This is a genomic window from Aromatoleum bremense, from assembly GCF_017894365.1.
GTDB classification, from domain to species: domain Bacteria; phylum Pseudomonadota; class Gammaproteobacteria; order Burkholderiales; family Rhodocyclaceae; genus Aromatoleum; species Aromatoleum bremense.
Genome location: NZ_CP059467.1, coordinates 866000 through 878449, shown reverse-complemented (window position 1 = coordinate 878449; position 12450 = coordinate 866000). Strand labels below are relative to the sequence as shown.

General features: G+C 63.3%; 11 protein-coding genes. All 11 read left to right on the top strand.

The window, feature by feature from the left end; genetic code table 11:
- Nucleotides 1–198: 198 nt before the first annotated feature.
- The 11 genes from pbN1_RS04045 (at nucleotide 199) to pbN1_RS03995 (ending at nucleotide 12444) form a co-directional block, all read left to right on the top strand.
- On the top strand, nucleotides 199–804 hold the full coding sequence (locus tag pbN1_RS04045; RefSeq protein WP_169201269.1) for a cytochrome c oxidase subunit 3 family protein: 606 nt from the start codon (nucleotides 199–201) through the stop codon (nucleotides 802–804).
- A 3-nt stretch (nucleotides 805–807) separates the two neighbouring features.
- Entirely contained in the window at nucleotides 808–1092 is a 285-nt protein-coding gene (locus pbN1_RS04040) for a hypothetical protein (protein ID WP_169201268.1), read from the top strand.
- Nucleotides 1093–1417: 325 nt separating this feature from the next.
- Nucleotides 1418–3205: an FAD-dependent oxidoreductase gene (locus tag pbN1_RS04035; RefSeq protein WP_169201267.1), complete on the top strand. Its 1788-nt coding sequence runs from the start codon at nucleotides 1418–1420 to the stop codon at nucleotides 3203–3205.
- Nucleotides 3202–5049 (top strand): 2-oxoacid:acceptor oxidoreductase subunit alpha, encoded by a 1848-nt coding sequence (locus pbN1_RS04030; protein ID WP_169201266.1) that lies wholly within the window; start codon nucleotides 3202–3204, stop codon nucleotides 5047–5049. The genes pbN1_RS04035 and pbN1_RS04030 overlap by 4 nt, the downstream gene beginning before the upstream one ends.
- Nucleotides 5046–6101, top strand: coding sequence for a 2-oxoacid:ferredoxin oxidoreductase subunit beta (locus pbN1_RS04025; protein ID WP_169201265.1), 1056 nt, complete (start codon nucleotides 5046–5048; stop codon nucleotides 6099–6101). Before pbN1_RS04030 ends, pbN1_RS04025 begins: the two co-directional genes overlap by 4 nt.
- A 286-nt stretch (nucleotides 6102–6387) precedes the next feature.
- Nucleotides 6388–6804: a CBS domain-containing protein gene (locus tag pbN1_RS04020; RefSeq protein WP_169116766.1), complete on the top strand. Its 417-nt coding sequence runs from the start codon at nucleotides 6388–6390 to the stop codon at nucleotides 6802–6804.
- Nucleotides 6786–7859: a DUF5924 family protein gene (locus tag pbN1_RS04015; RefSeq protein WP_244857158.1), complete on the top strand. Its 1074-nt coding sequence runs from the start codon at nucleotides 6786–6788 to the stop codon at nucleotides 7857–7859. The genes pbN1_RS04020 and pbN1_RS04015 overlap by 19 nt, the downstream gene beginning before the upstream one ends.
- A gap of 88 nt (nucleotides 7860–7947) precedes the next feature.
- Nucleotides 7948–8445, top strand: a complete 498-nt coding sequence (locus tag pbN1_RS04010) for an RcnB family protein (protein WP_169201264.1) — start codon at nucleotides 7948–7950, stop codon at nucleotides 8443–8445.
- Between the two features lie 55 nt (nucleotides 8446–8500).
- The gene (locus pbN1_RS04005) at nucleotides 8501–9709 is read left to right on the top strand and encodes a trans-sulfuration enzyme family protein (RefSeq protein WP_169201263.1); all 1209 of its coding nucleotides are present in this window, start codon (nucleotides 8501–8503) and stop codon (nucleotides 9707–9709) included.
- Nucleotides 9710–10354: 645 nt separating this feature from the next.
- Nucleotides 10355–10564 carry a type II toxin-antitoxin system antitoxin gene (locus pbN1_RS04000; RefSeq protein WP_169201262.1) on the top strand — a complete coding sequence of 70 codons (210 nt, stop codon included), beginning with the start codon at nucleotides 10355–10357 and terminating at the stop codon, nucleotides 10562–10564.
- Nucleotides 10564–12444, top strand: a complete 1881-nt coding sequence (locus pbN1_RS03995; RefSeq protein ID WP_169201261.1) for a site-specific DNA-methyltransferase — start codon at nucleotides 10564–10566, stop codon at nucleotides 12442–12444. Before pbN1_RS04000 ends, pbN1_RS03995 begins: the two co-directional genes overlap by 1 nt.
- Nucleotides 12445–12450 lie beyond the last annotated feature (6 nt).

The following is a 12450-nucleotide window of genomic DNA, read 5'->3' as shown; positions in this document are numbered from 1 at the left end:
ACAAACGGACGGCGAGGGGTCGGTGTCGTTGCAGCTTGTCCCTGGCAAGGTCGCAGCGGCATCAAGCCGGGACGGTTCGGAACGCAGCGCGAACGGCCCCCGGCTGTACCGATCGGAAACGTATGCTCCTGTATCTATGCTTCCCGGCTGCAGCTTGAAAGAATAGGGGCCGTGCCTCATCAACCGGCAGGACGAAAAATGACCGCAGCGGCGATTCCCGCATTCGACATCGGCGGCAAGCAGGAAACCCGCGCACGTATTCCGGGAAACCACGGAATCTGGGTCGGCATCACCTGCGAGTTCGTCGAGTTCCTCGTGCTCTTCACGGTCTACTTCGTGGCCCGCGCCCACTTCCCCGGGATGTTCGAGGAAGGAGCCGGGCGCCTGTCGACTGTCGCCGGCACCGTCATCACCCTGCTGATGGTCACGAGCAGTTTCTTCATTGCCTGCTCCGTTGCGAGGATGCGGGCAGGGCGTCGTCGCGAATCGCTCGGGTGGCTGATCGCCGCGCTGATCGTCGCGCTCGGTTATCCGCTGGCGAAATACATCGAGATCCGGTGGAACCTCGCGCACGGCATCAACGGCGAATCCGGAATCTTCTTTACCGTTTATTACTACCTGACCTTCACCCACCTGGTGCACGGCTTCTGGGGGATCCTCGGCATCCTGTGGGTCCTGGCGCGCCACCTGGCCGGCGGCTACACCGCCGAGGATCACAGCGGTCTGGAAGCACTGGCCAGCTACTGGCACGCCACGGACATCATCTGGCTGATCATCTTTCCGCTCTTCTACGTGCTGGCCTGAATCATGAAAACGATCGAAACGACCCGGTCGGCGGCGCTGTTCCCGCTGTTCCTTTCCTGGCTCGGTCTCGTGATGCTGACGCTGCTCAGCCTGTGGCTCGCGCAACGGTCGGGAAGCGCTGCCTGGTTGCAGCTTCCCGTCGCCGCCATCGTCTGGCTCAAGGGCTGGATCGTCGCCAGGTATTTCATTGAGTCTCACCTCGCCCATCCTTTCATCGCGGTGGTCGTCCGGGTTTTCGTTCTTTGCGTGCCGGTCGCCTTGATCCTTACGGCGTGGCTCGGCGGCTGACGACGCTGTCGCTGCAGTAGGGCGCAAATGTGATGAGCACGCAGGTGCAAATATCGGAAATGCCCTCGCAACCGAGTCTCGGCATCGGCATCGAAACCTCGGGTTGGGGCCATATTCGGCGAACGCGTCGTTGAATGTAATGCACGATCCGATAACCGTGATCGGAATGCACCATAGTGCGTTTTCTGAATTATACTGCTCAGTAATCACTGGCAGGGGCGACGTCAACGCCCCGCTGCGCCTCCACGGCCGCGGCGACCGGCGAGAAGAAGAACTCCCGCAATCCCGGCGGGCGTCCGCAATCTTTCGGACAGGAAGGACAGACTTGAAACCGACCGACATCAGCGCGCCCGACTACCTGCACAAGGTCGTCGACTGCCAGTGGGCCTGTCCGGCCCATACCCCCGTCCCCGAATACATTCGCCAGATCGCGGCGGGCGATTTCGCCGCCGCGTACATGCTCAACTGGCGCTCCAACGTGTTCCCCGGCATCCTGGGCCGCGTGTGCGACCGTCCCTGTGAGCCGGCCTGTCGGCGCGGGCGCGTCGACAAGGAACCGGTCGCGATCTGCCGCCTCAAGCGCGTCGCCGCCGATTTCAAGGAAGACATCCACGAGCGGCTGCCGAAAGCGCCGACCGTGAAGAACGGCAAGCGCATCGCCTGCGTCGGCGCCGGTCCCGCTTCGCTGACGGTCGCGCGCGATCTGGCGGTGCAGGGCTACAGCGTCACCGTGTTCGACAGCGGCAAGTCGGCCGGCGGCATGATGCGCAGCCAGATCCCGAAATTCCGCCTGCCCGACAGCGTCATCGACGAGGAGTGCGGCTATATCGCCGGCCTCGACGTCGAGCTGCGCCAGGGCGAGTGGATCGGCAGCCTGCGCGACCTGCTCGCCGACAACTGGGACGCCGTTTTCGTCGGCACCGGCGCGCCGCGCGGGCGCGACGCCGAGCTGCCGGGACGCCAGGAGGCCGCGGCGAACATCCACGTCGGCATCGACTGGCTGTCGAACGTCGCGTTCGGCCACGTGACGAGCATCGCCAGGCGCGTCATCGTGCTCGGCGGCGGCAACACCGCGATGGACTGCTGCCGCTCGGCGCGTCGCCTCGGCGGCGAAGACGTGCATGTCGTCGTGCGAAGCGGCTTCGACGAGATGAAAGCCTCGCCGTGGGAGAAGGAGGACGCGCTGCACGAAGGCATCCCGATCCACAACTACCTCGTGCAGAAGGAATTCACGCACGACAACGGGCGTCTGACCGGCGTGCTGTTCGAGAAGGTGCAGGCCGAATACGACGCCGCCGGGCGGCGCTCGCTGGTGCCGACCGGCGAGCCCGACGTGCACATGGAATGCGACGAGGTGCTGCTCGCGATCGGCCAGGAAAACGCCTTTACGTGGATCGAGCGCGACATCGGCGTCGAGTTCGACCGCTGGGGCATGCCGGTGCTCGACCGCACGACGCTGCAGTCGACGCTGCCGCGCGTGTTCTTCGGCGGCGATGCGGCGCTCGGGCCGAAGAACATCATCACCGCGGTCGCGCAGGGGCACGATGCGGCGATCTCGATCGATCTGTTCTGCCGCAATGAACCGCTGACGAACCGGCCCGGGCCGCTCGTCAATCTCGTCAGCCAGAAGATGGGCATCCACGAGTGGAGCTACGACAACAAGGTGTCCGAGGAAGCGCGGCGCAAGGTGCCGGTGAAGACGCTCGAGGATGCCTTGAAGGACATCAAGCTCGAATTCGAACTCGGCTACGACCTCAAGCTCGCGTGCGGCGAAACCGAACGCTGCCTGAACTGCGACGTCGCGACGATCTTCACGCCGAAGCTGTGCATCGAGTGCGATGCCTGTGTCGACATCTGTCCGACCGAATGCATCACTTTCACCGCCAACGGCGAAGAGGAAGCGCTGCGCGGACGGCTCAAAGCCCCGTCGCGCAACGCGGAGCAGTCGCTGTATCTGGCCGAAGGGCTCAAGACCGGGCGGGTGATGGTCAAGGACGAGAACGTCTGCCTGCACTGCGGCATGTGCGCCGAGCGCTGCCCGACCGGCGCATGGGACATGCAGAAATTCACTATCGACGTAGCACAAGCCGGAGCGGAGGCGCCCAGGTCATGACAAGCGCACAATCGATCGAAAGCAGCAACGACTTCGTCATCAAATTCGCGAACGTCAACGGTTCGGGCTCGTCGTCCGCGAACGAGCTCTTCGCGCGTGCGGTGATGCGCATGGGCGTGCCGGTCGCGCCGCGCAACATCTTCCCGTCGAACATCCAGGGCCTGCCGACCTGGTACGAGGTGCGCGTGTCCGAAGCCGGCTGGCTCGGCGCGCGCGGCGGCTGCGACATGATGATCGCGATGAACCCGCAGACCTGGGATCGCGACGTCGCCGCCGTCGATGCCGGCGGTTACCTTTTCTACGACTCGACGAAGCCGATGCCGGCGTCGAAGTTCCGCGACGACATCACCGTGCTCGGCGTGCCGCTGACAGCGATGTGCAACCGCGAATACACCGATCCGCGCCAGCGCCAGCTGTTCAAGAACGTCATGTACGTCGGCGCCCTGATCGCGCTGCTCGACATGGAGTTCAGCGTTGCCGAAGCGCTGATCGTCGATCGCTACCGCGGCAAGGATCCGCTGATCCAGGCCAACGTGCATGCGCTGCGCCTCGGCTACGACTATGTGCGGGCGCACCTGCCGTGTCCGATCGGCCTCACCGTCAGGCGCGCCGACGCCGTGGGTGACCGCATCTTCATCGACGGCAACAGCGCCTGCGGCCTGGGCGCGGTGTATGGCGGGGCGACCGTGGCGGGCTGGTACCCGATCACGCCGTCGACGTCGGTCATCGAATCCTTCACGAGCTACTGCCGCAAATTCCGCACCGACCCCGACAGCGGGCATGCGCGCTACGCCGCGGTGCAGGCCGAAGACGAGCTCGCCTCGATCGGCATGGTCATCGGCGCGGCGTGGAACGGCGCGCGCGCCTTCACCGCGACGTCCGGCCCCGGCATCTCGCTGATGCAGGAATTCTTCGGCCTGGCGTATTTCGCCGAGATTCCGGCGGTGATCTTCGACGTGCAGCGCGGCAGCCCCTCGACCGGCATGCCGACGCGCACGCAGCAGTCCGATCTCTTGGCCTGCGCCTACGCGTCGCACGGCGACACGCGGCACGTCCTGCTGTTCCCGGAAAACCCGTACGAATGCTTCACGTTCGGCGCGCTGGCCTTCGATCTCGCCGACCGCCTGCAGACGCCGGTGTTCGTGCTGTCCGACCTCGACATGGGCATGAACGAATCGCTGTGCAAGCCGTTCGACTGGGATGACAGCCGCCGCTACGACCGCGGCAAGCTGATGACCTACGAAGACCTCGAAGCCGGCAAGGACTTCGGCCGCTATCTCGACGTCGACGGCGACGGCATCCCGTATCGCACGATTCCCGGCACGCATCCGACGAAAGGTGCCTACTTCACGCGCGGCACGACCCGCAATGCGTATGCCAAGTACAGCGAGGCCGGCACCGACTACGTCTACAACATGGAGCGGCTGCGGAGGAAGTTCGACACCGCGAAGGCGCTCGTGCCGGCGCCAATCCTGAAGAAGGCTGCCCAGCCGACCCGCATCGGCGTGATCTACTACGGTTCGACGAGTCCGGCGATGGCCGAGGCCGGCGCGCTGCTCGAAGCCGACGGCATCCACGTCGACACCTTGCGCGTGTGCGGCTTCCCGTTCTGCGACGAGATCATGCAGTTCATCGCCGACCACGAGCAGGTGTTCGTCGTCGAGCAGAACGAGAGCGGGCAACTACGCTCGCTGCTGATCAACGAAGGCGAGATCGATCCGAAGAAGCTCGTCCGCGTGCTGCATTACGACGGCTCGCCGATCACTGCGCGATTCATCAGCGGCAGGATCGCCGATGCCCTGTCCGACCGCAAAATCAGTCCGATCCGCAAGGTGGCCTCATGACCTATCTCGCCAAACCGAAACTCCTCAGCGCGGATGCGCCGAAGAACGCGCTCGGCTACACGCGCCGCGACTATGAAGGCGCCATCTCGACGCTGTGCGCCGGCTGCGGCCACGACTCGATCAGCGCGTCGATCGTGCAGGCGTGCTTCGACCTCGACATCGAACCGCACCGTGTCGCCAAGCTCTCCGGCATCGGCTGCTCGTCGAAGACGCCCGACTATTTCCTCGGCAACTCGCACGGCTTCAACAGCGTGCATGGGCGCATGCCGTCGGTGCTCACGGGCGCCGCGCTCGCCAACCGCAACCTGATCTACCTGGGCGTGTCCGGCGACGGCGACTCGGCGTCGATCGGCATCGGCCAGTTCGCACACGCGATGCGCCGCGGCGTGAACATGACCTACATCGTCGAGAACAACGGCGTGTATGGCCTCACCAAAGGCCAGTTCTCGGCGACCGCCGACAAGGGTTCGAAGAGCAAGAAAGGCGTCATCAACAGCGACAACCCGATCGATCTGGCCGCGCTCGCGCTGCAGTTGGGCGCCACCTATGTGGCACGCAGTTTCTCCGGCGACAAGGAACAGCTGGTGCCGCTGATCAAGGGCGCGCTGTGCCACAACGGTCCGGCGCTGATCGACGTGCTGAGCCCGTGCGTGACCTTCAACAACCACGGCGGCTCGACGCGCAGCTACGACTACGTGCGCCAGCACAATGAAGCGGTCAACCGCGTCGAAGTGATCCTGCCGCGCGACCCGATCGAGACCTCGTATCCGCCCGGTTCGCTGCGCCGCGTCGTGCAGCACGACGGCTCGATCCTGCACCTGCGCAAGCTCGACATCGACTACGACCCGTCGGACCGCATCGGCGCGATCAACCACCTGCAGGAACGCCAGGCGCTGGGCGAGATCGTCACCGGCCTGCTGTATGTCGACAGCAGCGCGCAGGACATGCACAGCCACCTGAACACGGTCGAAAAGCCGCTGAACCAGCTCGGCGATGCCTATCTTTGCCCGGGCAGCAAGGCGCTCGACGCGCTGAACGCGCTGCTCAGGTAAGCACCGGCCGCAGCGCGCTTCCGGGCGTGCTGCGGCGCCAAGCAGCCCCTGATTCATCTCGATCCAGCGCCGGCCGCCGGTCACAAGCTCGTACAGGCGACAGCCGGGACGACCCTCGCCGGCGCCGGACTTCGGCTGCGTTTCTCATTGCGCGCCAGCGGCAGCCGACGGGCCGGCGGCCGGGTTGACCTGCGTCAGCGTAAGCTGCCGGCGGGCTGTCTTCACCGCCCCTGTCGACTACATTTGAAGTGAACCTCGAGCAACTCTTGACCATGCGGAGAGAATCATGACAAATCGTTGCCTTGACCTGATTGTGAAGGATCACAGCCCTGTAACGCTCGCGCCTGCCGATACCATCCGGAGCGCTTGCGAGGCGATGCGGGAACGTAGCGTCGGTGCGGTGCTCATCGTGGAGGAAGGGCGGCTTGCCGGTATTCTGACCGGGCGTGACGTGGTCAGGGCGATCGCCGAAGGCCAGGATCCCGGCACTCCGCTTGCGATGGTGATGACGCCCGACCCGGACACGATCGCCGGCGAATGCACCGCGATCGAGGCGCTGCGCATGATGAGCGATGGCGGCTATCGCCACCTGCCGATCGTCGATGACGGCACCATCGTCGGCGTCGTCTCGCGCGGCGATTTCAAAGGCCTGGAACTGGACCGGCTCGAAGAAGAAACCGGCCTGTGGGAGCGGATCTGCTGAAGGAACGCGCGGCCCCGGGGGCAAAGGCCGCGGCGCCGATTGCCGGGTCAATCTGGAAAGAGCGTCTTCTTCGCATCGTCGGGCTGGTTCAGCGTCACCCGAGAATCCTCGCTCTGTTCGGATTCGTCTCCGGCATCGCCAGCTTCGTGCTCGTCGACCGGCAGGAGGAATTCGCTCGCGTCATCCCGCTGTTGATGCTGCTGAGCTGGGCCTGGCTGGTGCTGGAGAACGTCCTGAGCCGCAGCTTGTCGCGCCGCTTCGGGCATGAGCTGCCGGCGGGCGTGCTGCGCTACGCGACGCAGATGATCCACCAGGAGAGCCTGTTCTTCGTCCTGCCGTTCTTTTTCGTGACGACCGCGTGGAACAGCGGCCAGGCATTCTTTTCCGCGCTGCTGCTCGGCGCGGCGCTCGTCGCGATCATCGACCCCGTCTATTACAAATGGCTCGCGCCGCGGCGCTGGACCTACCTCGCGTACCACACGCTGACGCTGTTCGCCGTGCTGCTCACCGCGCTGCCGATCCTCTTTCACCTGACGACTCCCGAAAGCTACAAGCTGGCGATCGCCGTCGCGGTGGTGCTGTCATTGCCCAGCCTCTCGCGCAACGTGCCGTTCGACGGGTGGGGGCGGTGGGCCGCGCTCGGCGCGTTGTCGCTGGCGCTGGGCGCGACCGGCTGGCTGGCGCGCTCGTGGATACCTCCGGCCACGCTGTGGCTCACCGATGTCGCGGTTACCGCGAGCCTCGACGACGACCGCACGCCGGCCGAGAGCCTGGGGACGGTGACGGGCGCGCAGCTGCGCTCGACGGGGCTCTTTGCCTACACCGCGATCCGCGCCCCGCGCGGGCTGGACGAGCGGGTCTACCATGTGTGGCAGCACGATGGAATCGAGGTCGATCGCATCGCGCTCGACATCACGGGCGGCCGGGAACGAGGCTACCGATCTTGGACGCATAAAAGGAATTTTCCCGATAATGCGGTTGGCCGCTGGCAGGTGCGGGTATTGACGGAGGCCGGCCAGATGATCGGCGCGCTGCGGTTCCAGGTCGTGGACTGAATCGGCCGCGAGGCTCTTCGCCGGACGCGACAAACTTTTAGGGAGATCGGCCATGCAACACGGGAGCAGGCGCAGGAGCAGTTTTCTGATGGGCGTCGCATTGATCGCGACGTTTGCGGCCGGCTCGGCGCTCGCCGACAAGCCGGAATGGGCAGGCGGCGGCAAGCCGGACAAGCACCAGCAGAACGAGCGGCGCGGCGACAATGACTACCGTGAGCGGCGCGGTGACGACCGGGTTTCCCGCCATCGCGACAGCGACCGGCCGCGCGTGAACATCCATTTCGGCGACCGGGAACGCATCGTCATCCGTGAATATTATTCCGAGCGGGTCCGCACCGGCCGCTGCCCGCCCGGCCTGGCGAAGAAAGGCAACGGCTGCATGCCGCCCGGCCAAGCGAAAAAATGGTCGATGGGCAGGCCGCTGCCGCGGGACGTGATCTTTTACGATCTCCCGCCGGCGATCGTCGTCGAACTCGGCGTGCCGCCGCCCGGCCACCGCTACGTGCGGGTCGCGGCCGACATCCTGCTGATCGCGATCGGCACCGGGATGGTCGTCGATGCGATCGAGGATCTGGGCCGGATGTAGAGGCCGGCCGACAACCGACAAAACGCACAGAGAAACCACAGACCCCCGGATGGACATGGCAAACACACCGACCAGAGCGAATGATTCCGCCAATCCCGCGTGGCACGACGAGACGCGCGTGCTGCACGGCGATGCGCATCTCTCCGACGATGCCGCGATCGTCGCGCCGATCTACTACACCGCCACCTTCAGGGCGTCCGACGCCCATGACTTCGCCGAGCGCGCGAACACACCGCGCCACCCCGGCTTCTACACGCGCTACGGCAACCCGACGCACCAGCGCGTCGAGGCCATCCTGGCCGAGCTCGAAGGCACCGAGTCCGCACTGCTGACCGCCTCGGGCATGGGGGCGATCAGCACGACGGTGCTGGCGCTGGTCGCGGCCGGCGACCACGTGATCGCGCAGCAGCGCCACTACATGAGCACCGCGAAGCTGTTCGACGAAGTGCTGCCGAAGTTCGGCGTCAGCGTCACGTTCGTCGAGCAGAGCGATCTCGCGGCGATCGAAGCCGCGATCCGGCCGAACACGCGCCTGATGATGTTCGAAACGCCGGCGAACCCGACGCTGGTGCTGACGGACCTCGAAGCCGTCGCCGCCCTCGGACGCAGCCGCGGCATCCTCACCGTCGCCGACAACACCTTCGCTTCGCCGCTGAACCAGAAGCCGCACGCACTGGGCATCGACATCGTCGTGCACAGCGCGACCAAGTATCTTGGCGGGCACCACGACCTGATGGCCGGCGTCGTGTGCTGCTCGGAGGTGCTCGCCGAGCGCATCTGGCGCATGCACGTCACGCTCGGCGCGGTGCTGTCGCCGATGGACGCGTGGCTGCTGCTGCGCGGCCTGCGGACCTTGCCCGTGCGCATGGAGCGGATCAACGCGACGGCGCTCGCGTTTGCCGGCTGGCTCGAAGCGCAGCCGCAGGTCGAGCAAGTGTTCTACCCCGGCCTCGAGAGCCATCCGCAGCACGCGCTGGCAAAAAAGCAGATGAAAGGCTACGGCGCCGTCATCGCATTCGCAGTCAAGGGCGGATTCGACGCGACCCGCCAGTTCGTCGCCGCGCTCGAACTCGCGACTCACGGCGTGAGCCTCGGCGGCGTCGAGTCGCTGGTCGTGCACACCGCCGCGATGTGGTCCGGCACGATGAACGAAGCGCAGATGAAAGCCGCCGGCATCGCCCCGAACTTCGTCCGGCTATCGATCGGCCTCGAGCACCTGGAAGACCTCAAGGCCGATTTCAGCCAGGCATTCACCCGGCCGTGAATCGCGCTTTCTGCACTTTCGCCCGGGCGAGGCTGGCGTCACCGGATGGAGGTGCGAGTCCGTCGGACGGTGTTGATTTTGCTGATGCTATTGGTTTCCTTGGTTTTTGGAGCCAGTAGCAGCAGAGTTTTCCACTGGGTGCGAAAGGCCTTTTGATCGGTAAGGTGATGCAGGAAAGAACGCGAGGGCGATCGCGGCGGACTGGCTGTTTACGGCCTTGAACAGCTATCCATAACGGCCATCAACAGCCGTTGACCTGCTGGCCGAAGCGGTCAACTGAACGACCGCTCAACTCTGTCACCTGCCGGGGATGCCATCGAGACCCTCGCCTCCTGATCGGCCATTGCTGCCGCAACATCACCAGCATTGAGTGGCCGGTAAAGAACTGCTTGCTGTCGCCGGCAGAAGATGATCGCGTCAGATTTTCGGCACCGGCCGACTACGTGGCAGAAAACAACAGAAGTAACGGGCAAGAATGGGCGGGTGCTATTCGGTTGTTGCGAGCCACCGGCGGCTCGACCCTAACCCGCCTGCTGACTGGGCATGCTTGCCCACTCTTGGGTAGGTGGACTATTTCGTTTGGATTATGCCGGACGTTCCGGTACATTGCCACACTTCCGCAGTACAAGCGCCCTTGAGGAAAAAATGGCCAACGCCAAGACCGCCACGCTGAGCTTTCGCATCGAACCCGGCCTGAAAGAAGCTCTCCGCACCGCCGCGGAGCAGGAACACCGCAGCATCGCCAATATGGTTGAAGTGATGATTCGGGAGTATTGCGGGCGGAACAACGTCACCATTTCAGAATTGAACAAGCCGTTGACTGGCCGCCAAAAAACTACCGCAGGCAAAAAATAATGACCGACACGAAGACCGACACCAGCCGCCTTGCCCAGTCGCCCGATCCCGCAGAGGAACGTCGCGCCCAACTGGCGGCTTTGATTCCGGAGGCCTTTTCAGAAGGCCAGCTTGATGTATCTGCACTCAAGCGCGCACTCGGCAGCGAGGCGGTGGTCGAAGGCGGCGAACGCTATGCCTTGAGCTGGGCAGGCAAGGCCAACGCATACAAGGTATTGCAAACGCCATCTCGCGCCACGCTGCGACCCCAGCGTGGCATCTCGGTCAACTTCGATGAAGCGCAGCATGTGTTCATCGAAGGCGAAAACCTGGAAGTGCTGAAAGTCTTGCAGAAAGCCTACTTCGGCAAGGTCAAGCTGATTTATATCGACCCGCCCTATAACACTGGCTCGGACAGCTTCATTTACCCCGACCGCTTTCAGGAAAGCAAGGAAGATTACCTGCGCCGCATCAACGACCTGAGCGATGATGGCACCCTGATGCGAGAAGGCTTTTTCCGCAAGAACGGCAAGGAGAGCGGCCACTATCACAGCAACTGGCTGTCGATGATGCTGCCCCGCCTGTATATCGCGCGCAATCTGTTGCGCGAGGATGGCGTGATCTTCGTGTCATGTGATGACAATGAGGTGTACAACCTGCGGTGTTTAATGAACGAGGTTTTTGGTGAAGAAAATTTCGTCGCCGAATTTGTTTGGAAAGCGCGGCAGTTTACCGATGCCCGCGCGATAACAAATGTTTCGACCGATCACGAATACATCCTTGGCTATTCTCGTACGTCGGAATTTTCGTTGCGAGGCATTGAGCGCGATGAATCGAAGTTTTCCAATCCGGATAATGATTCTCGCGGCGCGTGGATGAGCCGAAGCATGCTCGGTCTAGCAACCAGAGATCAACGCCCCAATCTTCATTACGACATCGTGGAGCCAATTACCGGTAGGGTATTTCCTCCAAATCCCGCCACTGGTTGGAGGTACTCTGAGGAAAAAATGAAGGCCTTGATTGCAGACGGATGCGTCCTCTTCCCAGCGAAGGACGACGGCCGTCCCCGTGAAAAAAAGTTTCGGAAACACATGCAGTCGGAGTTCATATCTTTTCGCACAATTATCGATGGCGTCCATACGGCCGATGGGACTCAGGAGGTGCGAGAAACTTTCGGCGCCGAGGTGTTCTCCTTCCCAAAGCCGTCTGGGCTCATTGCGCGATTAGCCGACCAGGTACTTGGTGACCAAGACATTTTTTTGGACTTCTTCGCGGGTTCGGCGTCCAGTTTTGATGCAATAGCACGCTTGAACGCTCGAAATGGAATCGTCCGCAGATCAATTCTTGTGCAATTGCCTGAGCCAGTTGCCGCTGGAAGCGCAGCGGCCACGGCTGGATACGGAACGATCGCCAATATTGCTCGTGAACGGATAAAGCGCGTCATCCAGCGCACACAGAACTCAGCCGACCTTGTGACTACCGAAACAAAAAGCCTCGGTTTCAAGTCCTTCGTGCTCGCCCCCTCGAACTTCAAACAATGGCGCGGCGATGGCATCGACACGCCGGAACAACTGGCCGAGCAAATCAAACTGTTCGCCAAGACCGAGAAAGAAGGCGCCGAGATCGAAGCCATGTTCTATGAACTGCTGCTGAAATTTGGTCAGGAGCTGACGACGCCGGTGGAGGCGCTGGAGGTGGCGCGCGGCAAGGTGTTTGCCATTCACAGTCGCAAGATGCTTTTCGTGCTTGATTCGTTTTCCGACGCCATGATCCAGCCGCTGGTCGATATGAAGCCGCGCGAAATCATTGCCATCGACGGAGTGTTCCACGATTCAGATCCACTCAAGAGCAATCTCGACTTGCAGTGCCGTGATGCCGGCATCAAGTTCACCTGCATTTAGGAGCGG

Excerpts from the sequence above, each read along its gene's own strand:
- pbN1_RS04045 (WP_169201269.1), top strand. The coding sequence starts at position 199 with ATGACCGCAGCGGCGATTCCCGCATTCGACATCGGCGGCAAGCAGGAA.
- pbN1_RS04040 (WP_169201268.1), top strand. The coding sequence starts at position 808 with ATGAAAACGATCGAAACGACCCGGTCGGCGGCGCTGTTCCCGCTGTTC.
- pbN1_RS04030 (WP_169201266.1), top strand. The coding sequence starts at position 3,202 with ATGACAAGCGCACAATCGATCGAAAGCAGCAACGACTTCGTCATCAAA.
- pbN1_RS04025 (WP_169201265.1), top strand. The coding sequence starts at position 5,046 with ATGACCTATCTCGCCAAACCGAAACTCCTCAGCGCGGATGCGCCGAAG.
- pbN1_RS04020 (WP_169116766.1), top strand. The coding sequence starts at position 6,388 with ATGACAAATCGTTGCCTTGACCTGATTGTGAAGGATCACAGCCCTGTA.
- pbN1_RS04010 (WP_169201264.1), top strand. The coding sequence starts at position 7,948 with ATGGGCGTCGCATTGATCGCGACGTTTGCGGCCGGCTCGGCGCTCGCC.
- pbN1_RS04005 (WP_169201263.1), top strand. The coding sequence starts at position 8,501 with ATGGCAAACACACCGACCAGAGCGAATGATTCCGCCAATCCCGCGTGG.
- pbN1_RS04000 (WP_169201262.1), top strand. The coding sequence starts at position 10,355 with ATGGCCAACGCCAAGACCGCCACGCTGAGCTTTCGCATCGAACCCGGC.
- pbN1_RS03995 (WP_169201261.1), top strand. The coding sequence starts at position 10,564 with ATGACCGACACGAAGACCGACACCAGCCGCCTTGCCCAGTCGCCCGAT.